The organism is Tellurirhabdus bombi (assembly GCF_021484805.1).
Classification (GTDB): Bacteria; Bacteroidota; Bacteroidia; order Cytophagales; family Spirosomataceae; genus Tellurirhabdus; species Tellurirhabdus bombi.
In genome coordinates this window covers 2,130,600-2,155,154 of the sequence record NZ_CP090557.1, presented here as the reverse complement: position 1 = coordinate 2,155,154, position 24,555 = coordinate 2,130,600, and the positions used below count along the sequence as shown (strand labels likewise).

19 protein-coding genes are annotated in these 24,555 nt (G+C 49.4%); 11 read left to right on the top strand and 8 right to left on the bottom strand.

Annotated elements, in window-relative coordinates; genetic code table 11:
- Positions 1-16: 16 nt before the first annotated feature.
- A complete protein-coding gene (locus L0Y31_RS09215; protein ID WP_234736833.1) occupies positions 17-892 on the bottom strand; it encodes an AraC family transcriptional regulator in 876 nt (291 codons plus the stop codon).
- Between the two features lie 348 nt (positions 893-1,240).
- On the opposite strand from L0Y31_RS09215, the gene L0Y31_RS09210 reads away from it, so the two are divergent.
- Genes L0Y31_RS09210 through L0Y31_RS09195 form a run of 4 tightly spaced genes read left to right on the top strand, consistent with a single transcriptional unit; the run spans position 1,241 to position 8,005 of the window.
- Positions 1,241-4,453, top strand: coding sequence for a SusC/RagA family TonB-linked outer membrane protein (locus L0Y31_RS09210; RefSeq protein ID WP_234736832.1), 3,213 nt, complete (start codon positions 1,241-1,243; stop codon positions 4,451-4,453).
- A gap of 14 nt (positions 4,454-4,467) precedes the next feature.
- Positions 4,468-6,315 (top strand): RagB/SusD family nutrient uptake outer membrane protein, encoded by a 1,848-nt coding sequence (locus L0Y31_RS09205; RefSeq protein ID WP_234736831.1) that lies wholly within the window; start codon positions 4,468-4,470, stop codon positions 6,313-6,315.
- 9 nt (positions 6,316-6,324) lie between these two features.
- Entirely contained in the window at positions 6,325-6,996 is a 672-nt protein-coding gene (locus L0Y31_RS09200) for a DUF3823 domain-containing protein (protein ID WP_234736830.1), read from the top strand.
- A 10-nt stretch (positions 6,997-7,006) separates the two neighbouring features.
- Entirely contained in the window at positions 7,007-8,005 is a 999-nt protein-coding gene (locus L0Y31_RS09195) for an arabinan endo-1,5-alpha-L-arabinosidase (protein WP_234736829.1), read from the top strand.
- A 240-nt stretch (positions 8,006-8,245) separates the two neighbouring features.
- Here the strand turns inward: L0Y31_RS09195 and L0Y31_RS09190 are convergent, their stop codons facing one another.
- The 3 genes from L0Y31_RS09190 to L0Y31_RS09180 are packed head-to-tail and all read right to left on the bottom strand — an operon-like array spanning position 8,246 to position 13,417.
- Complete coding sequence (locus L0Y31_RS09190) at positions 8,246-8,692, bottom strand: DinB family protein (RefSeq protein WP_234736828.1); 447 nt, start codon at positions 8,690-8,692, stop codon at positions 8,246-8,248.
- The gene (locus L0Y31_RS09185) at positions 8,658-10,445 is read right to left on the bottom strand and encodes a hypothetical protein (RefSeq protein WP_234736827.1); all 1,788 of its coding nucleotides are present in this window, start codon (positions 10,443-10,445) and stop codon (positions 8,658-8,660) included. The genes L0Y31_RS09190 and L0Y31_RS09185 overlap by 35 nt, the downstream gene beginning before the upstream one ends.
- A complete protein-coding gene (locus L0Y31_RS09180) occupies positions 10,442-13,417 on the bottom strand; it encodes a glycoside hydrolase family 3 N-terminal domain-containing protein (RefSeq protein WP_234736826.1) in 2,976 nt (991 codons plus the stop codon). The genes L0Y31_RS09185 and L0Y31_RS09180 overlap by 4 nt, the downstream gene beginning before the upstream one ends.
- Before the next feature lie 277 nt (positions 13,418-13,694).
- On the opposite strand from L0Y31_RS09180, the gene L0Y31_RS09175 reads away from it, so the two are divergent.
- Positions 13,695-15,113 (top strand): lectin-like domain-containing protein, encoded by a 1,419-nt coding sequence (locus tag L0Y31_RS09175; RefSeq protein ID WP_234736825.1) that lies wholly within the window; start codon positions 13,695-13,697, stop codon positions 15,111-15,113.
- 7 nt (positions 15,114-15,120) lie between these two features.
- On the opposite strand, the gene L0Y31_RS09170 is transcribed toward L0Y31_RS09175, so the two are convergent.
- From L0Y31_RS09170 to L0Y31_RS09160, 3 genes are all read right to left on the bottom strand, one after another.
- Positions 15,121-16,293 (bottom strand): aminotransferase class I/II-fold pyridoxal phosphate-dependent enzyme, encoded by a 1,173-nt coding sequence (locus L0Y31_RS09170; RefSeq protein WP_234736824.1) that lies wholly within the window; start codon positions 16,291-16,293, stop codon positions 15,121-15,123.
- A gap of 1 nt (position 16,294) precedes the next feature.
- A complete protein-coding gene (locus L0Y31_RS09165; RefSeq protein ID WP_234736823.1) occupies positions 16,295-17,419 on the bottom strand; it encodes a hypothetical protein in 1,125 nt (374 codons plus the stop codon).
- Positions 17,420-17,574: 155 nt separating this feature from the next.
- Positions 17,575-18,132: a DUF4142 domain-containing protein gene (locus tag L0Y31_RS09160; RefSeq protein WP_234736822.1), complete on the bottom strand. Its 558-nt coding sequence runs from the start codon at positions 18,130-18,132 to the stop codon at positions 17,575-17,577.
- A gap of 208 nt (positions 18,133-18,340) precedes the next feature.
- Between L0Y31_RS09160 and L0Y31_RS09155 the strand changes: the two genes are divergently transcribed.
- The 5 genes from L0Y31_RS09155 (at position 18,341) to L0Y31_RS09135 (ending at position 22,358) form a co-directional block, all read left to right on the top strand.
- Positions 18,341-19,885: a sensor histidine kinase gene (locus L0Y31_RS09155; RefSeq protein WP_234736821.1), complete on the top strand. Its 1,545-nt coding sequence runs from the start codon at positions 18,341-18,343 to the stop codon at positions 19,883-19,885.
- Positions 19,886-19,919: 34 nt separating this feature from the next.
- Positions 19,920-20,612, top strand: a complete 693-nt coding sequence (locus L0Y31_RS09150) for a LytR/AlgR family response regulator transcription factor (RefSeq protein ID WP_234736820.1) — start codon at positions 19,920-19,922, stop codon at positions 20,610-20,612.
- A gap of 9 nt (positions 20,613-20,621) precedes the next feature.
- Positions 20,622-21,230: a DUF1684 domain-containing protein gene (locus tag L0Y31_RS09145; protein ID WP_234736819.1), complete on the top strand. Its 609-nt coding sequence runs from the start codon at positions 20,622-20,624 to the stop codon at positions 21,228-21,230.
- A gap of 72 nt (positions 21,231-21,302) precedes the next feature.
- Complete coding sequence (locus tag L0Y31_RS09140; RefSeq protein ID WP_234736818.1) at positions 21,303-21,812, top strand: hypothetical protein; 510 nt, start codon at positions 21,303-21,305, stop codon at positions 21,810-21,812.
- An 84-nt stretch (positions 21,813-21,896) separates the two neighbouring features.
- On the top strand, positions 21,897-22,358 hold the full coding sequence (locus L0Y31_RS09135) for a regulatory protein RecX (protein WP_234736817.1): 462 nt from the start codon (positions 21,897-21,899) through the stop codon (positions 22,356-22,358).
- Between the two features lie 30 nt (positions 22,359-22,388).
- On the opposite strand, the gene L0Y31_RS09130 is transcribed toward L0Y31_RS09135, so the two are convergent.
- Positions 22,389-23,378: a ribonucleoside-diphosphate reductase small subunit gene (locus L0Y31_RS09130; RefSeq protein WP_234736816.1), complete on the bottom strand. Its 990-nt coding sequence runs from the start codon at positions 23,376-23,378 to the stop codon at positions 22,389-22,391.
- A gap of 338 nt (positions 23,379-23,716) precedes the next feature.
- Here L0Y31_RS09130 and L0Y31_RS09125 point away from each other — a divergent pair, with 338 nt between their 5' ends.
- Entirely contained in the window at positions 23,717-24,511 is a 795-nt protein-coding gene (locus L0Y31_RS09125; RefSeq protein WP_234736815.1) for a glycosyltransferase family 2 protein, read from the top strand.
- The last annotated feature ends 44 nt before the right edge of the window (positions 24,512-24,555 follow it).

Genomic DNA, 24,555 nt, shown 5'->3' with positions numbered 1-24,555 from the left:
ACTGGCTATCTGGCCATTACAAAAGCTCTAGGTACGATTTTTTATACTGGGAGGGTGTTTGTCCCGTTACGTCCTTAAACTGCCGGTTAAAATTGGATAGCGTTCGAAAGCCACATTCATAACTTACCTCCGTAACGTTCAAATTTCCGTCGATCAGCAGCTTACAGGCCTGCCCTACTCGCACTTCCGATATAAACTCGGAAAAAGTCTTGTTGGTATGCGTTTTGAAGTAGCGGCAAAAAGCTGACGGACTCATGCCAATCAGGTCGGCCAGGGTTTCTAGCTGGATCACCTGCTGATAATTATCCAATATATAATTGTGGATAACCTGCATCCGCTTCGTTTCCGACGGCTTAACGGTGTTGCTGTAGCCTTCGCTGGTAATGAATCGATACTCGGTGGAGTGCGACAACTGATTCAGCAAGGTCAAAAGCGACAACACACGGTCGAACGTAACGGCCTGATCGAGCATTTCTTTCATTGCTTTTTCGATCTGGGTTCGCGTTTCGCCAAGCCATTCCAGCCCCCGCCGCGAATACGTAAGCAATTGACGCAGAAAAACCATCTCGGGCCGGTCAAAAAAGGCATCCCCTAAAAACCCTTCCGAAAAGTAAATCACAATCCCTTTGGTCATCAAATTCGCCTCCCGCTCGTAGTAACGCTGGTCACTCCGCCAAAGATGGGGCAGGTTAGGGCCCAGAAATACCATGTCTCCTTCATCAAACGACTGGATCGAATCACCAATAAAACGAGTGCCGGTCCCCTGCTCGACTAAAAAGAGTTGGTAATGCGGGTGAAAATGCCAGTTAGGATCAAAGTAAGGTTCGGTCAATTCTTTAATCACAAAAGAGCCGCTTACAGGCTCCAAATCTTTCCTTAATGCACTCTTCATGGCTTTTCTTTCATCTATTTCCTCAAAATTATCACAAATATCATCAAAATAGTATCAATAATTGACAGCATAAGCCATGCGTAGTGGCTAGAATAATTTTAGATTTGTAATACTTATTCTAGATTTAATAGAAATATATCTTTCTCTCACTTTCTTAGAAAAATACGTCTCAGTCAACCTCTAATTTGAAATTGCTTATGAAACCACTAAGGTAAAATCTACATCCCGTATTTAGTAACAAGGCCTTCTGCCCTCTGACAAATTTCCTGATCTTAAAAATCCTTTTTTAGGATAACAGGATTACTATGCCTTTTCCTTCCTTAAAATAGAATAAAACAAACTAAATTCATGAAAAAACATAGACTACTTTTTAGTTGTGTCTGGTCTGTTTTCAGAATTCCGCTCGTTCCACTGACGCTGAGTCTGGGTCTGGCTGACTTTGCCAATGCTTCCGAAAACCCGGGCAACACCGCTCCCAAAGCAACTTTAAGCAGCATCGCTACCGCTACTTTAGCTGACATTGCGGTCACAGGCGTAGTTACGGACGAAAAAGGGGAAGGTCTTCCCGGTGTGAACGTCCTGATAAAAGGAACTACAAAAGGGGTTACGACCGATACACAAGGGCAGTTTAAAATCACGGTACCTGACCAGAGTGCGGTGCTGGTTTTTAGTTTTGTTGGCTTTGTTACGCAGGAAGCTACCGTTGGCTCCGCTGCTAAATTTAACATCAAATTAGTAGCTAACAGCGAAACGCTCGGCGAGGTCGTTGTGGTTGGTTACGGTACGCAATCACGGGGAACGGTCACGGGGGCCGTTGGGAATGTGAAGGCGGATGAGATTATTCGTACACCTGCCACTACTACATCCGGTGCGTTGGTAGGTCGCGTGCAGGGGATTACCGCTCGCCAGGCCGACGCGCGTCCGGGTGCTTCTACGTCCATTCAGATTCGGAACATGGGTACGCCTCTGTTCGTTATTGACGGTATCACGGCAGACGCGGGTCAGTTCAACAATCTCGGTATCAACGATATTGAGAGCATCTCGATTCTGAAAGATGGTTCGGCGGCGATTTATGGTCTACGGGCAGCTAACGGGGTTGTTCTGGTAACGACGAAGAAAGGTCGGGCCGGTCAGAAAACGTCCATTAACCTTTCTGGTTATTACGGGTTGCAGAACTTCACGCGCTATCCGCGTCCGGCCAATGCGTACCAACACGTCCGGGGGCTGGCGGAGTCGGACCAAAACCGGGGCATTACAACGAGCATTACTCCCGAAGAATTGGAAAAATGGCGGGTTGGCACGGAAAAAGGATTCCAAAGCTTCGATTATTATAACATGGTTATGCGGCCCAACGTACCGCAGTACTACCTGAACGCCAGCGCCTCTGGTGGCTCCGAAAGCGTCAACTATTATTTCTCGCTTAGCCACCTAAACCAGGAAGCCCTGATCAAGGATTATAACTTTAATCGGACGAACTTTCAAGCCAACATCGACGCCAGCCTGACCAAACACTTGCGGGTGGGCACCCAGATCAGCGGTCGGATTGAAGACCGTTTTCAAACGGGTGTACCGGGCCTGGACGACTATTTCAACCCCTTCCTGAGTATCTTCTCCATGTGGCCAACGGAGCGTCCTTACGCCAATGACAATCCGAATTACATCAACCAGACTCACAACGTGAACGTAAACCCGGCAACGTATAAAAAGGAGATCACGGGAACGATCAGCGAAATCTGGCGGGCGGCCAAAGCCAACTTCTACGCGCAATACGATTTCGATTTTGGTCTGACAGTAAAAGGAACCTACTCCTATAACTTCTCCAATTTCGACTTCGATGGTTTTGAGTATACCTATAACGCCTACACGTACGACCCAAAAACGGACACATATAATGTTGTACCGGGCGGTGGGAACCAAAACCCCTGGCGGGAACGGCGTAAACGGAATATTGTAGACCGTTTCGCTCAGTTGCAAGTGAATTACAACAAACAGTTTGGATCGCATGGGATCTCGGCGCTGGCGGCGTACGAGCGCACGGATCAGGATAACAAATACATGGTTGTCCACACTGTACCGCCTAACAACTACATCCCGCTTATGTCTTTTGCAAACCAGGATTTATTAATCGACGAGTGGAACGTACAGGCCCGTGCCGGATATATTGGTCGGATTAATTACAATTACAAACAACGGTATCTGCTTGAAGCCTTAGGTCGTTACGATGGTTCGTTTTTGTTCGCGCCTGGCAAACGGTATGGTTTCTTCCCCGGCGCATCGGTCGGCTGGCGGATCAGCGAAGAGTCCTTCATGAAGGAAAAAGTTCCATTCATTAACGAGTTGAAACTGAGAGCTTCGTATGGGCGAACGGGTAGCGATCTGCTAAACGATAACTTTATTGTCTCTCCGTTCAGCTACTTACCGGGTTATAACTTCCTCCAGGGCAGCGCCATCTTCAATGGCAATTACGTTATCGGTCTGCGCCCCCGTGGTCTGCCCATCACAACGCTTTCGTGGGTGACCAATACGTCGCAAAATGTGGGGATTGATTTCGCCGTTCTGAACTCAAAGTTATCTGGCCAATTCGACATATTTGAGCGGAAACGGACGGGCTTACCTGCCGCCCGCTACGACGTGTTGCTGCCGAGCGAGGTAGGTTACACTTTGCCTAACGATAACTTGAATTCGGACACCCAGCGTGGTTTGGAAGGGGTACTGACCTACCAGGGAAAAGTACGGGACATCAATTTCTCCATTAGCGGTAACGCGACCTTCGCCCGGTTGAGAAACCTGCAACCCTACAAGCCTCGTTTCGGTAACTCCTGGGATGAATACCGCAATTCTACGGTCGAACGCTGGGCTAGCACCAACTGGGGTTACCAGGTAATGGGACGCTTTCAGTCGCAGCAGGAAATCAGCGACTACCAGATTGACAACGACGGACAAGGCAACCGGACCATGCTCCCCGGCGACTTCATCTACAAGGATGTCAACGGCGACGGCATCATCAATGGCATGGATGAACGCCCCATTGGTTATGCCGAGGGCGCTAACCCATACCTGAGCTTTGGAGGAAGCATTAACCTGGGTTACAAAGGATTCACGATCCAGGCCGATTTTGCCGGAGCCACACTGCAGTCATTCCGTCGGGAAGTGGAAATGAAGATTCCGTTCCAAAATAACGGAACCTCACCTGACTACATGCTCGAAGATCGCTGGCACCGGACCGATCCGTTCAACCCAGACAGTCCTTGGGTAGCGGGCACGTATCCGGCCACTCGGAAAGACTTCACCAGCCACGTCAACTTCACCCGCCGGAGCGATTTCTGGACGACCAACGTTCGCTACATCCGCCTGCGGAATCTAGAGCTGGGTTATACCCTGCCGGTATCGCTCACTAAGAAGTTCGGGGTATCGAACATGAAAGTATACGTCAACGGCACCAATATGCTGACGCTTGACAACGTGAAACAATTCGGTATTGATCCTGAAATTTCCTCGAACGGCGCGCTGGTTTACCCACAACAACGACTATACAACGCTGGCTTCAACGTAACGTTCTAACCTTCTTTAAGCTCATGAAACGAATTCATTCCTATATTCTCGCTGCTGCCCTGGCTCTTTCTACGTCTGCCTGTAAGGAAGATTGGCTGGAACGACAGCCACCCAATATTATCCTGGAAAACCAGGTCTGGAACGACGTTACCTTAATTACAGGGCTACTGGCCAATTACTACGACCGTTTACCAGCTCACTCGCAGCCCGACATTGGCTGGCAGGAATACGCCGCTTATGACGAAGCCACTTGGTCGGGAAATGATGATGCTCGTAACAACATCATTTCCTATCCTTTCGATCGCTGGAGACTTTGGGATTATGGTTTAATCCGGGACATTAACCTGGCGCTTGAAAATATCCAGACCTACGGCACGACCCTGACTGCTCCGCAGAAAACCCAGTTTTCGGCGGAACTACGCTTCCTGCGGGCTTACCAGTATTTTGAGTTGGTTAAGCGCATGGGTGGCGTGCCCCTAGTAACGCAACAACTCATTTATGACTTCAGTGGTGATCCATCGCCATTGCAGCAGCCGCGTGCTAAAGAAGAAGCCGTTTATGATTTTATTGCTAGCGAACTAGATGCGATTAAAAATGATCTTGGCAATACGGGCAGTAATACCCGCGCCAATAAGTTTACCGCTATGGCGCTGAAAAGCCGAGCCATGCTCTACGCCGCCTCAATTGCTAAATACAACAACCTGATGGCGGCGCCTATCACATTACCCGGTGGTGAAGTTGGTATTCCGGCGTCCCGGGCTAATGAATATTACACAAAGGCGCTGGAAGCTTCCAAAGAAATCATCAATTCGGGTTCATATTCGCTGTACCGCGCGAACCCGAACCTGGGCGAGAATTTCTTCGATGCGATTACGAAGAAAATCAACAACCAGGAGGTGATCATGGCGAAGGATTTTCTTACGGCGAAGGACAAACGGCATTCGTTTAGCTACGACAACATTGCCCGGAACATTCGGGAAGACAACCTGAGCTCGTCAAACGTAACCCCCGCGCTAAATTTGGTGGAAGCGTATGAATACCTCGATGGAAGTTCAGGCGAGTTGAAAAACCGGACTGCCGACGATAAGGATTTTATTTATTACAACAACCTCAGCGACATCTTCGCCAATAAGGACGCGCGGCTCTATGGCACGGTTATCTATCCGGGTACGTCGTTCAAAGGGGCCGAAGTACAGATTCAGGCGGGTGTCATGGTTTGGAACGGGAGCACGTATCAAACCATCGAATCCAATACGCTGGGGGCGGTTCATACGGACGGTCGCCTACTAACAGGTTCATCAGGACCGCAGCGTTCCCAGACCGAGGTATCAAACACAGGGTTTTATTTACGGAAATACATTGATCCAACCCCCTTGTCCAGTACGCGGGGTATCCGGAGTGACCTTTGGTGGGTTCGGTTCCGTTTAGGCGAAATCTTGCTTAATGCGTCAGAAGCAGCCCTCGAATTAGGCCAAACAGCAGATGCCTTGACCTACGTCAATCGGCTACGCGAACGGGCGGGATTTCCAGCTAACAGCCTGAAAACGCTGACCATCCAGCGCCTTCAGAATGAACGCCGGGTTGAACTGGCCTTTGAGGATCACCGTGTCTGGGATTTGAAACGCTGGCGGATTGCTCACGAAATCTGGAATGGTAGCCCAAGCAATCCGAATACAACGATGTATGCGTTGTACCCTTACCGGGTTATTCGCCCCGGCGATCCGGCACGGGATGGCAAGTACGTCTTTGTCAAAATGGTTGCTCCCCGCTTCCGGGCCCCTCGCCTGTTTCAGTTGGGTAACTATTATTCATCCATTGATCAGACCGTTATTAACAATAACCCTAAAATTGTCAGAAATCCATTTCATTGATAAAAAGCCATGAACGTACGCATTTTTCCATTTATCATGCTGGCCGTTAGCAGCTTTCTGGTTGCCTGCGAAAAAGATAATTACGAACCTCCTAAATCAACCTTGAGCGGGCGCGTCATCTACCAGGATCAACCCGTTGGTGTTCGCACCAACGGCGTTCAGCTGGAATTGTGGCAACGCGGTTATCAGTTATTCACGAAGATTCCGGTTTACGTGGCGCAGGATGGTTCGTTTTCAGCTTCTCTGTTCGATGGCGATTATAAATTAGTCCGTCTGCGCGGTAATGGGCCCTGGGTTGATAACACGGATACGATTCCGGTGCAGGTACGCGGTTCCGTTACCGTTGACGTGCCTGTTCAACCCTACTACGCCCTGCGCAATCAGACGTTCCAGCGCAACACCACCAACCTAACAGCCACCTGTAAGGTTGATCCGGTGTCAACTACGCGGGCTATTGAGCGGGTAACACTCTACGTGGGCACGACTCAGTTTGTCGACGCGAATAACAACGCGGGGAATATCAACTTGACAGGAACCGCGCTGGCTGATTTGACCAAAAATCTGACGTTTAATTATACATTACCCGCGGCTATTGCCAATCGCACGCCCCTTTACGTCCGCATCGGGGTCAAAACGGTCGGTATTGCTGAGTTGCTGTATACACCTGTTCAGAAAATATAATTAGGTCGCTATGCGCTCTGTTCTAAGTTTATCGACGCTTTTTATTTCGCTGATTTGTGTTGCTGGAGTACAGGCTCAATCTGTGCTCCAGCCGCGCATTTCTGTCCATGATCCGGTCATGATTCGGCAAGATAGTACCTATTATCTCTTTGCCACAGGTCGGGGCATTTCCGTCTGGTCTTCCAAAGACCAACAAAACTGGCAGCGAGAAAAACCCGTGTTCGAAACGGCTCCGGCTTGGGCCGTTCAGGCCGTTCCCAGCTTTAAGAACCACATTTGGGCACCCGACATTTCGTTTCACAACGGAAAGTACTACCTGTTTTATTCAGTATCGGCGTTTGGCAAAAACACGTCCTGCATCGGTCTGGTCACCAATAAAACGCTCAATCCAGCCTCACCCGACTACAAATGGGAAGATGTCGGCAAAATCATTCAATCAATACCGGGCCGGGACGATTGGAATGCGATTGATCCGAACCTTCAGTTTGACGAAGCGGGGAAGCCCTGGCTGAGCTACGGTTCTTTCTGGGGTGGGCTTAAACTCGTTCAGCTGCGCGACGACCTTACCGCTGTTGCCGAGCCTCAGGAATGGTACACCATCGCCAGCCGCAAACGCAGCGAAGGTCCCAATGGGCTTGTTAACGACAGTGCGATTGAAGCCCCTTTCATCTTCAAAAAGGATAATCGGTATTACTTGTTTGCCTCGTTCGATCTCTGCTGCAAAGGACCGAACAGCACCTACAAAATTGTGGTAGGCCGGGCCGACAAAATCACAGGTCCTTATGTTGATCGGGAGGGAAAAAAGATGGTACTCGGTGGCGGGACTCTGGTGTTGCAGGGCGACAAAAATTGGCACGGCGTAGGCCATAATTCTGCCTATACCTTCAATGGCACAGATTACCTGGTTTTTCACGGGTACGACGCAGCCGACGGCGGCAAATCCAAACTGCTCATTCAGAAAATGAACTGGGATTCAGACGGCTGGCCGCTGTTAGCAGCGGAGCAATGAGCCAGCATAAATAACGTTAACTTATTTCCTATCTTCTAATTAGTCAGCCCCTAAAAAAGGCTGACTTCTTTTTTAGGGGTCGTCACATAGCTTTAAAATCCATTTATACCTTTCCAGCCTTGAATGCCTTTCAAATACATTATTGGGCTTACGCCTGCGACAAAATTCGGGGGTTCAGGCAGACCCGCCAGCCGTCGCCTTGGGTCGCCCCTTATTCATTCTCAACCGAAAAGCGTTAGGTCAGGCGCGCGCCCAGAAAATAAAATCCGTCTTTGGGGACTCTACCAGTTGCGGACGAATGAGCTGCACAACCTGAGCCCGGTGATAGGCCGCATGATGGCTCAGGTGCGTCAGGATGTCGCTCAGTGGATTCACAAAAGACTGGCCAGCCGAATTAGCATATGAAATTGGCTGATGAACATCTTCCTGGGCTTCGACCAGTTCGCGCAGACGCAGGTAGTTTTTTTCGGCCGTTTGGTGCAGCCAGACCAGCGGCACGTCCTCCCAAATAGCGGCAAAAGGGGTTTCTCCAACGATGCGCGATATCCAGACTTGCTGGGCAGACAGAATATGACCCATGAGCTTTATCGCGCGCGGCGGCGGACTTTCAACCGTTTCCAGTGCCTCGAGGACAGCCTGATTAGCCCATCGTTCATAATCGAGCAGTCGCAGCAGATGATCTTTCATGATTGTAGCGGTCTTTCCGTACAAACACGCGGGCCTGCTCTACTGTTCCGATAAAGTGGTATTGGTCGGCCAGTAATTTTACAACAAACGGGTAATGGTCAACCGAATAAGCCTGATAAGCCAGAAAGCGGGGCGTCACATCGACAATAATAACCGGGCGGTTTTTCAGTATATCCTGCTGGTGCACATCCAGAAAATACGGCTGCAATTCGCTTTCAATAACGGGGTAATAAACAGGAATAAACCGGGACCCCATCAACAGCCCCGTTTCAACGTGCAGGTGATTGTCCCACCCCCAGACCACCATTTTTTCGTTTGGCTGGGCATATTGGTTGATCCGGCTGGCGAGCGCCGATTTCTTATCTGCCCCTTGCGAAAGCACCCGAATCCCCGTGTTACCCAGCAAAGCCATCCGAACGCCCGGCCCAACAACCAGCGCCAGCAGCCACATTCCTACAAGCCAAACCTGCACTTTCCTGCCCACCTGTGAAACACCGATGCCCAAAATAACGCCCGCCAACAAAAAAGCCGGCACATAAGCCAAAAGCTGATAATGGTAAAAACGGTTACCAGGTTTTAAGGTTGAGTAAATAGCTGTTACCAGCCAAAGCAAGAGAAAAGCTAGGACAAGGCGCTGAACTGGTCGTAAGCGACGCTGAAAAAAGAGTAAAAAACCGCCGACTACCAGGATGGGCAAACAAGCAAAAAACCATTTTGAAGATGCCAGACCGGAATAAATCAACGGCAACAGGTACATCAATTTATCCGACCAACTATCAACCCCGCGTCCGAAGCTTCCTTTTTCAGCGTAACCCAAATTGGCTAGAATAAATGATTTCCAGAAAAACTCGAAGTTGTCGGTATACGCCAGATAAATAACAACAAGGATACTAGGTAACAGTCCGCCCAGCACCAGCCAACCCAGGCGCTTCCACCGCTCAGGAGCCGCATAGCTAACCAGAAGCAGGGCACCGGCGGCCAGGACAAGCGCCAGCGGAATGGCCTGCAACTTCGTGTAGGGCACACAGCCCAGCACAAAGCCCAGCAAAGCAGTCTGGAACGCCCCTATCGGCTCAGAACGTCTACTGTCCTGATCTAAGATTGGCTCTTTACTAAGCAGAAAAATGGCGGCGGCTAACAGCAGCATCGGAAAATGCTCACTATTGTAGCCCAGCCCGTCGCCCTGTGGCATGAAAGCGAGTACCACAGCCATCGGCAATACGGCCAATCGGGCAACAGCTTTACCAAACAGATGACGAAAAGTCCCGAATAAAAACCCAACGGCGCCCAGCAAAGCCAGCAAACCCACCAATCGGATGGTTGCGTAATCGATGCTTAAGCCGAACAGATAAGGAATAGTCAGCGGGTAAACATTGAGCGGGCCACTGGTAGTACCATCGACCGAAAGCCAGAAACGCGGATCGGCAATGAGTGTACCCACGCTGGCAATCCACTGGCCTTCGTCGGTATTTTGCGCGGGCAGGGCCAGACTTGGCAAACGCAGCATAAAAATACCCCCTAGGACCCAAACCAGCCCACCAACCACGCCCAAACGATCAGGATGGTCCCGCTTGGTGAGGCCATCTGCCCCCTTTTTGAGCATCATCCAGACACGGAAACAGCTATAGAGCAGCCCAAATAACCAGAGGATGGCCAGCGCTACCCACAGTTTATTGGCGTAGGGATTTAGCATCTGCACCATTTTCAACAGCGCCTGATACACTTCCCCCTGATACTGGATGATGGGTTTCATTGGTCAAGTATGCTCGCCAGGATTGGTGAGGGGCCTCTCCGCAAGGCTTCATACAGAACCTCGTTCACATTCGTACGGATATTTAACTCACTGATTTTAGCGTTATTCCGCGTGGGGTAAACCCGGTTGGAAAGAAACACATACGTAATTCCGTAATCAGGATCGGCCCACACAAACGTACCCGTAAAGCCCGAGTGACCAAAACTGCGGGGGCTGGCGCTTCGCGCTGCATTGCCCGAAAACTTGAACGTTGGTTTATCGAACCCTAAGCCCCGGCGACTATGCCGCTCCGGAAACTGGTAGCGCGTAAACTCCTCAACCGTCTCTGGTTTAATGTATTGCACACCGCCATAATAGCCTTTCTGCAAATACATCTGAATCAGTTTTGTCAGGTCATTAGCGGTCCCAAACAAGCCCGCGTGGCCCGATAACCCATCCAGCATAGCCGCCCCTTCATCGTGTACCCGCCCCCAAATCAGGGTTTTTCGGAACAGGGAATCATACTCTGTCGGAACGATGCGTGGCAGTGGGTAGAAACGGCGCGGATTGAAGGTCAGCGTCGTAGCCCCCATTGGTTCGTAAACATTCTCCTTTAAATATTCTTCAAAGTCCTGCTTGGTCAAACGCTTGACCATCGGCGGATACAGGTAAAAAGACAGATCGCTGTAGACATAATCCTTTTTCGCACTCACCGGCGACTCTTCAATTTGCTCGTATATTTTTTTCCAATACCGGCGATGCAGAAACAGATTATCCGTCACTTCGATGGTGTAAGGGCCGTGCTTCTCGTCGCTGAAGGTTCTGTCTTTCCAGGTTCCGTCCGGGTTACGCGTATCCTGCCAGAAGGGAATCCAGGCTTTCAGACCCGCCTGGTGCGTCAGTACATCGCGCCAGACCAGATTGGCTTTGTTGGAATTTTTATAGTCAGGAATATAATCGGCCATTGTTTTATCCACATCGAACTTGCCCGCATCAACCAGCCGCATGGCTGCCAACACAGATGTGCTCACCTTTGTTACCGATGCCAGATCGAACAAATCGGCTTCAATCGTTGGTGTTAAACCTTCGTAGGTATGTGTTCCGTAGGCTTTTTTGAAAATGACTTTACCATCTTTGGCCATTTGCACCACCCCGCCCGGAAACGCCTTAAGGCGAATGGAACTGTTCATGATCGAGTCTACTTTGGCCGTCAGGAACCGGGAATCAACGCCCACCTCTTCAGGAATGGTGTATTTCAACCGACCCAGCGGAGCCGTTAAAAGACCATCACCCAGTTTATATTTTTCGTTGACCGTTACGGGTAATTTTCCGCCCGCCCCAATCGCTCCGAAAATAAGCTGGGCCGCCAAATCTTCGGTCAGGCTAGTGAGCTGATACGCCATGACCAGCGCCCGCGCCTTGTCTAAACCCTCCAATCTGGCCAGCGCGTACGGATTTCCAAAAACAGTTACCACCGCTTTCCCCGTCTCGGCCAGCTCTTTCAGCAGAGCCGTTGTTTTAGGGGTAATGCCGTAGCGAACCGTCGGACGAATGTTGTTCAGGTGTACGCCAACCAGCAGAACGTTGTAGTTTTTCAGCTGCTCCCGAATGCGCTGTACCGTCGTATCCGGCGTTGTTGCCGTCAGGTTGAAATGGTCCATCGCCGTATAATTGGCCAGCGTGTTCTGGAACACTGTCGTTTGCGGTGCATCAAGCGAGACGGTTGCAATGCGCATGGTATCCAGTTTGAACAGCGGCAACTGTCGATTGTCGTTTTTCAGAATAGTCAGCGACTCTTCCGTCAGAAAACGATTGATCAGCATGGATTCGGGATCGTTCAGATCCTGCACCAGATTCATCAAATCTACGGGTTTGTAACGATCCAGTCCTACCCAGGCTTTGGCCGCCAGCACCTTGCGACAACGGGCATCAATGTCCGCCTGCGACAGTCGTCCGTCGGCGATGGCCTGTTTGATTTCCTTCATGGCCCGGGCTACGTCTTCGGTAAATTCCAGCACGTCCATGCCCGCTTCCAACCCCATGCGGTCCGCAACTCCCGACGGAAAGTTTTTGGTTACGCCTTTCATGTTCATGGCATCGGAGAAAATCAGGCCACCAAAACCAAGTTCATTCTTCAGCAAATTCGTTACTACGGGCCGCGACAGCGTTGTAGGCAGATTTTTAGTTGAATCCAGCGCCGGAATGCTTAAGTGGGCCACCATGACGCCCGCCGCACCCGCATCAATTAGTTTTCGGAACGGATACAATTCGAGGCTATCCAAACGCTGGCGGCTTTGGGTAATCACCGGCAGGTCAAAATGCGAGTCAACGCCCGTATCGCCATGCCCCGGGAAATGTTTCAGCGAGGTTAGCAGACCGTTGTTCTGCATTCCTTTCATGTAGGCCAGCGCCTTGCGCGTAACAGCTTCTTTATCTTCGCCAAACGACCGGAAGTTAATGACCGGGTTATTTGGGTTGTTATTTACGTCAACAACAGGCGCAAAATTGACATGAATGCCCATTCGGCGGGCTTGCCGGGCCACAGCAGCCCCCATTTTATAAATCAGATCGTCGCGTTGCTGAATGGCCCCCAGCGTCATTTGATACGGAAACCGAACGGTGCTATCGAGGCGCATACCCAAGCCCCATTCGCCGTCAATCGCAATCAGCATCGGCACTTTTACCACCGTTTGCAGCCGGTTTACCAAACGAGCCTGCCGAATCGGGCCACCCTGAAAAAATACCATTCCACCAACCTTGTAGGTCCGAACGGCATTCATGAGCGAATCTTCGTATGCCCGCCCCCGATTGGAATAGCCCGCAACCATAATTAGCTGCGCAATCCGCTCATCTGGTGTCAGTTTATTGAAAACTGAATCCACCCAACGAGGATTAGCTTTTAGGAAGGACGGCACAACCGGCGTTTGGGCCAACAAGTCAAACCCACAGAAAAAAGTACCGACAAAGGCTAAGGTCAGAAGCAACCGACGCATCAATAAAGGAAATTAATTACGTGAAAAGATCAGCACAACAAAAGTAACAAATGGACCGCCAATACTAGCAAGCTTACGAAATCAATGTTGGCGAATGAGGCATTGACCTGTTATTTTTAGACAAGTCGATTCGTTTTTAGTAACAATTGCAGAAAATCAGGCTATTTATCAGACTAAATAGAACTAAATTTATTCCACATTCTTTATTTTCCAAAGTAACTTGTTTAGGCGAGCTTTATACTTTTAGTTACTCTAAGAGGTGAGCGCCGGTTTTTCTATGAAGCATATTTTACCCTTATCTTTTTTACTATTTCTTCTTGCCCTGCCGCTTCGACTTCGGGCTCAGTATAATCTGGCCGGAAGCGCCCAGGCCCAACCTGGTGAAGGCTGTTATTTGCTCACGGAAGACAAGACCCACCAGGGCGGCGCCGTCTGGAGTCGCCAGCAGCTTAATCTTCAGAAATCGATGACCTGGCAGTTCACCGTTAATTTTGGAACGCGCGTGGCTGACGGTGCCGATGGCTTTGCCTTTGTCTTGCAGAACAAAGGTCCCAACGTGGTGGCGCAAACGGGTGAGTATTTTGGCTTTACGGGTATTTCGCCTTCGTTGGGCATTGAGTTTGACACTCATATTAACCCCACCGACCCTTCGTTCGACCACATGGCCATCCAGCGCGATGGAAATGTCAACCATCTTTCCCCGCTTAACCTGGCAGGCCCTATCCGCGCTACCCGGCCCGATGCCACCCTGAAAGATGGGCGCAATCATACCGTTAAAATTCAGTGGGACGCCACCCGGAAGCGCCTGGAGGTACAAATAGACTGCGAAAAACTGGCGGTGAACATTGATCTGGTTAACGAGATTTTTGGCGGTAACCCCAATGTATGGTGGGGCGTTTCGGCGTCTACGGGCGGGGCTACCAACAACCAGAGCGTCTGCTTTCCGACCCATGCCGATACCGTAGGCAGGCGCCAACTAACCGCCTGCCCCAAGGAAACCGTTCAGCTGATTGCACCCGAATCCGTTGATTTATCATATAGCTGGGTCCCTCGCAATTTGCTCTCCGATCCCGAAAGCCGGATACCGACGACCCAGCTTTCTCAGACGCAGCTCTTTAAAGTAACATACCGCAACCAGTGCGGCGAGCTGGCGCAGGATAGTGTATTGGTTACGGTGAAACCGCTGCCCAAAATTCAGCCGGAGCCCGATTCACTAAACTGTCTGACAGACAAGCAGTCTCGTCTAAAAGTAAGCTCCAGCGAATCGGGTTTAACCTATCTTTGGCCGCACTCCGGCGAACAGACGGCGGAGGTGGTCGTCACACAGCCGGGTACTTTCGAGGCCCGTGTTACGGGCGTAAACGGGTGTACGGCCAGCCAGGTTTTTACGGTAAAAGACACCTGCTTCGCCCCGGCTTCGGTTTTTATTCCTACTATATTTACGCCGAACGGCGATGGAATAAACGACTTCTTCGAAATCCGAAACGCCAATTTCCTCGACATTCGCCTGACGATTCTTAACCGTTGGGGCGAAGTTATTTTCTACACGACAGACTCACGCCAGCTCTGGGATGGTACCTATAAACGCAAACAGTGCCTCCCCGACCGGTACGTGTATATCCTGCAATTCCGTGATTCGCGCAAGCCTGACGATCCGTTTCAGTTGGAGAAAGGAACGGTTCTGCTCACTCGGTAACGCTTTATTAACTAGTTGCGATGTGCGCCAACGCCTGGTTTAGATCGGCGATTAATACCTCTGGGTCTTCCAGGCCAACGTACAGCCGAACGAAATTAAAGTCCCGATCCGGATCGCCCGGCGGTCGGCTCGTCGAATAGCCTACGCTGGACGGAAACACCAGCGACTCGTGGCCTCCCCAGGAAACACCCAGCAAAAAGCGACGTAAGGCGTTGGCGAACTGATCAACATCGGCAATCTGGTCGGTTTTCAGCGAAATCGTCATGAGTCCACCGCAGCCCGACATTTGCCGACGGGCTAAATCGTATTGCGGATGTTTGGTCGAGAAAGGATAGTACACCTGCGCCACAGCCGGGTGATTTTCCAAAAACTCAACCACTTTGGCCGCCGAGCGACTGCTTTGCTCCAACCGAATCGGCAGGGTCCGTAAGCCGCGCAGCAGCAGCCAGGCGTTCATGGGCGCAATAATGCCGCCAAACGTCATGTACTCGGAATGGAAAATTTTGCGCATCATTTCCTCCGTACCACAAATGACGCCCGCGATTACATCACTGTGCCCGCCAATGTATTTCGAGGCCGAATGGATGCTGATGTCGATACCTAGCCGGATGGGTTGCTGGTAAAGCGGCGTGCTGTAGCTATTATCGATCATGGTCAAAATGCCTTTCGACTTCGCCAGCTTCGCTACGGCCTCTAGGTCCTGCAACTCAAACGTAAACGTATTGGGAGACTCGAGGTAGATGATTTTGGTGTTGGCTTGCAGCGCGGCTTCGAAATTGCGCACGTCGGTGCCGTCTACAAAGGTGGTTGTTACCCCGAAACGAGACAGAAGATTTTGCAGCAAACGGGTGGTCCAGCTATAAGGTTTTGCGACGCATACGACGTGGTCGCCCTGGGCCACGTTGGCAACGATAGCCGCCGAAATAGCGGCGCTGCCGCTAGCCAGCACCAGCGCATCTTCGGCTCCTTCGAGCGCGGCCAGTTTTTTCCGCAGGATTTGTACAGTTGGATTGTTGCCCCGCGTATAAAACGGAACATCGTATTCACGTTGCAGATTCTGGCGCATGGCCTCCACGTTCGGGAAGGTAAAATTGCTCGTCTGGATAACGGGCGGCGCAACGGCATCAAAGTACTGACTGCGTTCCTCACCTAACTCGTTGAGGATGTAAGAAATATCCATTCTAATAGATCAGAGGGGAAAATACGCTGGCTATCAACGCCACGGTTAATAAGCTAACGCGAAGTTCAGAGGGCTCAAGTTCCTGCTTTAATACGGCAATCGCAATAAAAAAAATAGGAAAACCGTATGCCTGGGTCCGCGTAAAATCGCCCTGCATAAGAATAGTGAATGTTGTAAGCATGACAAAAGCGCCTACCAAGCTCAACAACAGGTAATTCCGACGGTAGTAAAGAAGACCCAGCATAGCAAAAACAAGCAGCCAGAAGCTTTCAAAGCCACTCCAGAACCGTATGCCAAAGGTTTTTATGCCCTCTTTAACGTGGAAAAAGAGCGAAGGGCCGCCGAAGGGCGTTTTGAGCTGGTAACGAGAAGTCAGGTAAATTCGAATGGCCAGATAGGCCGCGCCTCCGACCAGCACCGCAATTGCCTGGGGCGTTATTTGCCGAAAATGAAAGACAAGCGGCTTTTCTTTATTTTTATAAGGAGCTAGCCAATGATACAATACGATGAACGCAGCATTGACTAACGCACGTTCGTCCACCCAGCAAGCCAGAAAAAGGGCCAGAAAAATAAGCAACGGACGGTGAAAATAAAGCGCAGCCGTCATGAAAGCGTAAGCCAGTGCGTCACCAAAACCGTAGAAATCAAGAAAGAAAGCAACGCCTGTATAAATTCCGCCAAAACCCAGCGTGAAATAGAACGCCTGCACCCGATCTTCCACTAATTCATATACAATTTGGCATACCATGTATATCTGCGCGATCCCTAAAGCAACCTGCAAGCCATAAACAACTGGAATAGATTTAAACGTAGCCCAGAGAATCGGCAAAACAGGCCGAAAACGCATGTTTGCCTGATGCACCGTATCCCAACCGGTCAATTTCTGCATGAGCATATCCGTAACCTGATAGGCAATGTCTGACCAGTAATAGCAACAGAGCTGTGGATTTGGGTGACCCGCAATCAGATCAAATAAATTTTTTAAATAAGCTACCCGGCGGAGATCCTGGCCCAGGCTAAAAAAAATGGATACTAGAACGATTACGGCAACCGCTTTTAGTAACCAATAGGGGCCTGACAGAATGGTTTTTTCCCAATACTGGTTAAGGCGATTAATAAAGTACATGATTAAGTAAAAGTCAATGAGCGATAATTAACGACGGGGCTAAGTGGCAAAATTGGTAAATTATTTAACGAAACCTGATACTCATCGGAATCTTTACCCACAAAAAAGGGATGCAGAGCAATCTGCATCCCTTTTTTATATCCAACAGGTTTTAATTACATAGCATCCTGAATGGCCTTGATTTTAGCGTGGTGCGCCTTCAGGGTCGGTAGCGTTTTAGCAGCGAACGCTTTCAGATCGGCGTCCTGATCTTCTTTGGCGGCTTCTTCGAACTCATCGATGTCTTCTTTATGGTCGTTCACCATCAGTTTGACGTATTCTTTGTCAAATTCCGCTCCCGACAGTTTGCTCAGGTCGTCTACGTGCTTCTGGTGTTTGTCGCTCAGCGTACCGGGCAGGGTGATATTTTTGGCGGCGGCCAGTGCTTTCAGTTCGTCATTGGCTTTCGAATGGTCTTGCACCATCATGGCACCAAAATCTTTTACCTGCTGGCTCTGCCCTTTTTCCTGCGCCATCCGGCCCAGTTCTACTTCCATCATGCCACCACTGGCAGCGGTGATTGCAAACTCGGAATCGTCATCATCCACGCCAGCTTTATCTTCATTGGCATCTTCGGCCACTTCAGCACTATCTTCTTTTTTGGCCGTGTTGTTACAGGCCTGGAAAGTCCAGCAACCGAATGCCAGCATCAAAAAAAGGGGTATCTTTTTCATAACGTTTGGGATGTATAGTTCAACTGTTAAAACAACAGCACTTCGGCTAAAAGGTTAATTAACCAGTGCTCATATTATTTAATGGGATCACTTTTTTTATCTATTATACCTGTTTGAAAGGCATTCAGCCCATTTTTCAAGGCATTCAGCCCATTTCTGCCCGATCGGCTGGCGTAGATTCTAATTTTGGTCAAAAACTGAAAAGACAATGCGGAATTTAGTCCTGATCCGACGGTATGAACTGATTTTTGTAGTTAGTATAGCCGTGCTTTATGTCGTCCGACGGCTGTTTCAGTCTACCTGGCGACTGGATGATATGGTTGAAATGGCCTTGTACAATCGGGCCGGGCGTCCTACCTGGGTTATTCTGAAAGCCCTGGATTCGTACAATCATTTTCTCAATCACAACTTTCCCATTATTGCTGGTGTGTTTTTATGCCTGGTCGCCTGGTATGTTTTTCACTACATCGCCTTCCCAAAAATCACCGAGCTAGACCCCGACCCGAGTAGCTGGTTGTACGTCGGCTTGTGCCTGACGCTGCTGCTGAGCAGTGCGGGTATTTACCATTACTTCATTCGATATATTGATTACAAATATGGCTCTTACGGGGAAATTATTGGCCTGAAAATGACCTCTTCGTACAGCAAGCGAAACGTGGTAGCTGATGCTATCGGACTGGGGCTTTTTATCTTTTCCTACGAACTGTTGGCGCAGGCGTTCTATTACCTCCGCGCTAAATTTGAAACGGGTCTGGTAGGCGTCATCGCTTACGTTCCCTTTCTTTTTCCGGGCATTCTTGCTTTGGTTTTTGCTGTAGCGGGCCCTGTCCACACCTCGATCTGGCAGCCTCCTTTTGGCGACCTGCTTCTTTTTAGCTCACTCGCCATCCAGATCTATATTCTCCAGCATTTCTTTCGCAAAGCAGTGCTGCCCCATCTATCTGGCCCACAAAACTTGTTTCTTATCGGAAGGTTGGGTCTTTACCTGGCTCTTTGCCTTTTGGGAAACTTGCTGGTTTGGGGCGCTTTTACGCATTTCAGTTACCGCCAAAACCACCTCATCTTTCTTTTTATTCTGATAACCTTATTTTTACCAGGCATCATTGCTTACTTACGCGCCCGATCAAGCAGTGAAAAAAAGGTTCTGGAAACCCGGATTTCCAGTAAATCTGCCGAACTCGATAGCCTGCGCTCCCAGATCAATCCGCATTTTCTGTTTAACGCGCTCAACAGTTTATACGCCACCGCCCTCAAAGAAGGTAGCGAACAGACTGCCGACGGTATTCAGAAGTTAGGTGATATGATGCGGTTTATGTTGCAGGAAAATAACCGGGACCGCATCCCCCTGACCAAAGAAATTGAGTACTTACAGAACTACATTCAGATTCAGCGGATGCGGCTGGACGAGTCGCACGGCATTGAAATTCGGGTGAACCTTCAGGAGCCAGATGCATCTATCAGCATTGCGCCAATGATGCTCACGCCGTTCGTCGAAAATGCGTTTAAGCACGGAATCAGCCTTCGGAAACCGTCCTGGATCTTCATTACATTGACAATGGATCGCCAAACGATTTACTTTAAGGTGCATAATTCGCAACATGCCAAATTAGCCAACGACCCCGAAGTAGCCCAGTCGGGTGTTGGCTTGGAGAACGTCCGAAAGCGGCTGGAACTGATCTATCCCAACCGGCATACGCTGGCGATTCAACAGTCGGAGCAGGATTATTTCATCGCACTGACACTAACTTATTGAGTAACGCAGAGACGACTATTAAAGCAGACCATAGATGCTGACAGCCATTGCTATTGACGATGAACCGCAAGCGTTAGACGTGGTGCAGCTCCACGCGGCCAAAGTCTCCTTTCTCGACCTGAAAGCCCGCTTCACGGACGCGTTTGAAGCCCTGCCGTATTTGCAGAAAAACCAGATTGACCTTATTTTTCTGGACATCAAAATGCCCGATATTTCCGGCATCGAGTTTGTCAACTGCCTACAAAAAGTCCCGATGGTCATTTTCACCACGGCCTATTCAGATTACGCAGTTCAGGGCTTTGAGCTGGATGCCATCGATTATTTATTAAAGCCTTTTTCGTTGGCCCGCTTCTTAAAATCCTGCAACAAAGCCTTGGAAGTTAAAACCTTACGCAGTAAAGAAGCCGACAAATCCATTCTGATCAAAACGGGCTACGAAGAAGAACTCATTCCGCTAAATTCCATTTTATACATTGAGGCCGACGGCAATTACCTGACTTTTATGTTGAAGGACCGCAAATTGGTAAGTCGCCAGACGATGAGTGATATTCTGCTCGTTCTGCCTGAGGTTCAGTTTGTGCGCATCCACCGTTCCTACATCATTGCCTTGCATAAAATTGATAAAATAGGACGCCAGGAAATCACGGTGGCGGGGCATAAAATTCCAGTGGGGGCTTCGTATGACGAAAAAATAGCGGATATTCGAACCAGACTTTCCAAAACCTGATAACAACGTATGCTTTTCCCGCGTCTGTTTTTTCTGCTTTGCATGGGGCTAAGCACTACCAGCTTCGGTCAAACGTCCTACGCGAAAGACATCGAACGCCATCGGGCCGACTACAAAGCCGAGTTTCTGAAAGACCCCAAAAGTCCGCTTAAAACCAAAAAGGCGGTGGCCGCCCTGCGTTTCTTTGAACCCGACTCGAGCTACCGCGTTACGGCCACCGTTCAGCGAACCACGCAAGCCGAACCTTTCGATATGCTCACCTACGACGGGAAAAAGCAACCGTATGTGAGCTACGCCGTGCTAACATTCACACTGGCTGGTCAGCCGCAAAAGCTAACCCTTTACCGCAGCCTACGCCTGGCTCAATTGCCGCAATACCGCGACTACGTGTTTATTCCGTTCAAGGACCAAACCAACGGAAGCCAGACTTACGGCGGTGGTCGCTATCTGGATTTACGGTTGGGGGCCATTCAGGATGGGAAACTGATCATCGATTTCAACAAGGCTTATAATCCGTACTGCGCCTACGACGAGGGCTACTCCTGCCCCATTCCGCCGCAGGAGAACCACCTGAAAACGCCCATTCTGGCGGGAGAGAAGGCCTACGGCAAAAAGTAGCCTAAACGGCTAACTAAAGTCTTCTTTTTCTTGTTTAAGTAGCAGAACATCAATTGATAAGTCATGAAAAAGATGAGCTGCTTACTCCTTTTGATGGGCATTTTTTGGGGCTTTGGTCGCCTTCAGGCCCAGACGCCACCCGATGCTTTCTGGCAGAACACCATGCCTAGAACGCAGGCTCAGGTTGACTCGTATATTTATCAGTTAACGGTAATCGGGGCGCTGCCTTCGCTGCAAACCGACGCCATCGGCAACTATAATTCCCAGCAACAGAACACGAACGAGGTGAACACGCGCGTAGCCGGTTCCAACAACCAGGTTGTTCTTCTGCTTTCGGGAGATTACAATGGAGTTGAGTTGGATTTAACCGGTGATAACAACGCTTACAATCTGATTCAGAGCGGGGAGCAAAACCTGATTTCGCTGCCTAATATTCAGACAAACAATGCGCAGTTGACCATCATCCAGCAGGGTGTGGAGAATACCATTCGCCAGGATAGTTATGCCCTTACTAATGGCGGCGTCCCGATGATTATCGAACAGCGGGGCGGAGCCGAAATTTACATTCGAAACGGTAATTAAATACCGTTATTAACCAAAGGCAGATTTCAGTCTAAAGGAAACAAAACAGTTTTCTAAACCCTGAAATCTGCCTATTTTTATTCCATGATTGACCGACTTAAAGATGCTTTGATCAAGGCTGCTTCGTTTTGCGCCTACCAGGAGCGCACCCAACAGGAAGTGCGGGAACGCCTCAACGACTGGGATATTTACGGCGACGATGCAGAACTGGTTATTGTCGAACTGATTGAACAGAATTACCTGAATGAAGAGCGTTTTGCCAAGACTTTTGCGGGCAGTAAGTTCCGCGTCAAAAGCTGGGGAAAGCATAAAATCCGCCAGCACCTCAAACAACGGGGGATTACGGGTTACAACCTGGACCAGGCGATGAACGAAATTGAACCCGACACCTACCAGCAGCGCCTCGCCGACCTGCTCGAAAAAAAGAAACGTAGCCTTACTGACAGCAACCCGCTGGTTATAAAACAAAAACTGGCTCGTTATGCCATTGGAAAAGGCTACGAGCCAGATTTGGTCTGGAAATTAATAGGGGAAGCAGAACGCTGAAACAAGGAGCGTTCTGTTCGTGCTTATCGCTTAGAAATCAGCGTCGAACGAAATTTTCGATGATTCTTTTTCCTTAACGCCAGCCATTACGCCCGCTTTCTGGTATTCACCAACCCGCTTCTCGAAGAAGTTGGTTTTTCCCTGTAGCGAAATCATGTCCATGAAGTCGAACGGATTGCTTGCGTTGTAAACTTTCTGTAAGCCTAACGAAACCAGCAAGTGATCGGCCACAAACTCAATGTATTGGTTCATCAGATCAGCGTTCATTCCAATGAGCGATACCGGCAAGGCATCCGTCACGAACTCCTGCTCAATGGCAACAGCATCTTTGATCAGGTCATAGACATCTTGCTCAGGCAGTTTGTTCTGGATGTGGTCCGTATACAACAAACAGGCAAAATCGCGGTGCAGGCCTTCATCGCGCGAAATCAGCTCGTTAGAAAACGATAATCCAGGCATCAGACCGCGCTTTTTCAGCCAGAATATTGAGCAGAAAGAACCGGAGAAGAAAATACCTTCCACCACGGCAAAAGCGAGCAGACGCTCCACAAAGCTACCGTTTGTGATCCAGCGCAAGGCCCAGTCAGCCTTTTTCTGAACACATTCGATGGTATCAATAGCCCGCAGCATCCGATCTTTTTCCACCGGATTTTTGATGTACGTATCGATCAGCAGCGAATAGGTTTCGGAGTGAATGTTTTCCATCATAATCTGGAAACCATAAAAACACTTCGCCTCGGCGTATTGAACCTGCGAGATGAAATTCACCGCCAGGTTTTCGTTCACAATTCCATCAGAGGCCGCAAAAAAGGCCAGAACGTGCGAAACAAAATGCCGCTCGCCATCCGTGAGACCATCCCAGTCTTTTTGATCCTGTGACAAATCAATCTCTTCGGCAGTCCAGAACGACGCCTCGTGTTTTTTGTACATCTCCCAGATATCGTGGTGCTTGATCGGGAATAGCACAAACCGTAGCGGATCTTCAATCAGCAGCGGCTCGTTCAGGTCGTTTTGATGCATATATGTACGTTGTATTATGTTAGTAAATAAGGATTCGTAACAAGCTTTTACGCCCTTGGCAGCTAACAAATATAGCATTGAATCCCTTCTGATCAAGCCAAAAACAATCCTGTTTTTAGCTTGACAAAAGATAAGTCAAACGAAATCAACCGGTTGAAATAATCCACAGAAACAAGATTCTTCGAATAATACCAGATTCAGATTAATCTTTGATTATCAGATTTTTATACCTATATATGGCTCTTCTTACCAACCGTTTCAATTCTTTCTCTATTTATTATTGGCTGCGGAAATAAAGATGCAATCGTAATATTCGGGATAGCGCGTAGATTTGCGGCATGGCAACCCATCCTGTTCCTGCGATTAGCGCAGTTCTGATCACCTTTAATGCGGCCCGTTTGCTGGCCGAGGTGTTGAGCGCCCTGCATTGGTGCGATGAGATTGTTGTGGTGGATTCGGGGAGTAAAGACGACACGTTGGAAATTGCACAAAAATACGGCTGCCGTATTCTGCATCGGTCCTTCGATGGCTTCGGACCCCAGAAGCAATACGCCGTGGCCCAGGCACGCAACCACTGGGTACTTGCGCTGGATGCCGACGAAATTGTACCCGATGCTTTAAAGCAAGAAATTATTCAGCAGGTAGCGCTCGTGGAGGCAGGAGAGGCTTCCTACCAGGGCTTTGAAATTCCGCGTTCGCTGGTTTTTTTGGGTCAGCTCATGCGATACGGCGGCGAAGCCCGAAGCCCGATTTTAAGGCTTTTCGACAAGCGACATGGTACTTACAACACCGCCCCGGTTCACGAAAAAATTGTGCTGGAAGGCTCCGTTCGGCGACTGAAGAATCATTTGTTGCACGATAGCTACGGGAGTTTACACGACTATTTTGATAAATTCAACGCCTACACCAGCGCCGCCGCAAACGAACTTTTTGAGCGTAAGAAAAAGAAAAGTACAGCCAAAGTCATCCTGCGTTTTCCGCTAACTTTCCTGAAGGAATATTTCCTGAAACAGAATTTCCTGAACGGGTATCCCGGCTTTGTCTGGGCTTTGTTCTCCGCCTTGTATCCCGTCGTCAAATACGCTAAACTAAACGAATTAACAGACAAAGAGTACAATAAAAAAAGAGCTTGAAGAAATCTCCAAGCCCTCTACCTCACGCCACATCCACTGTTATC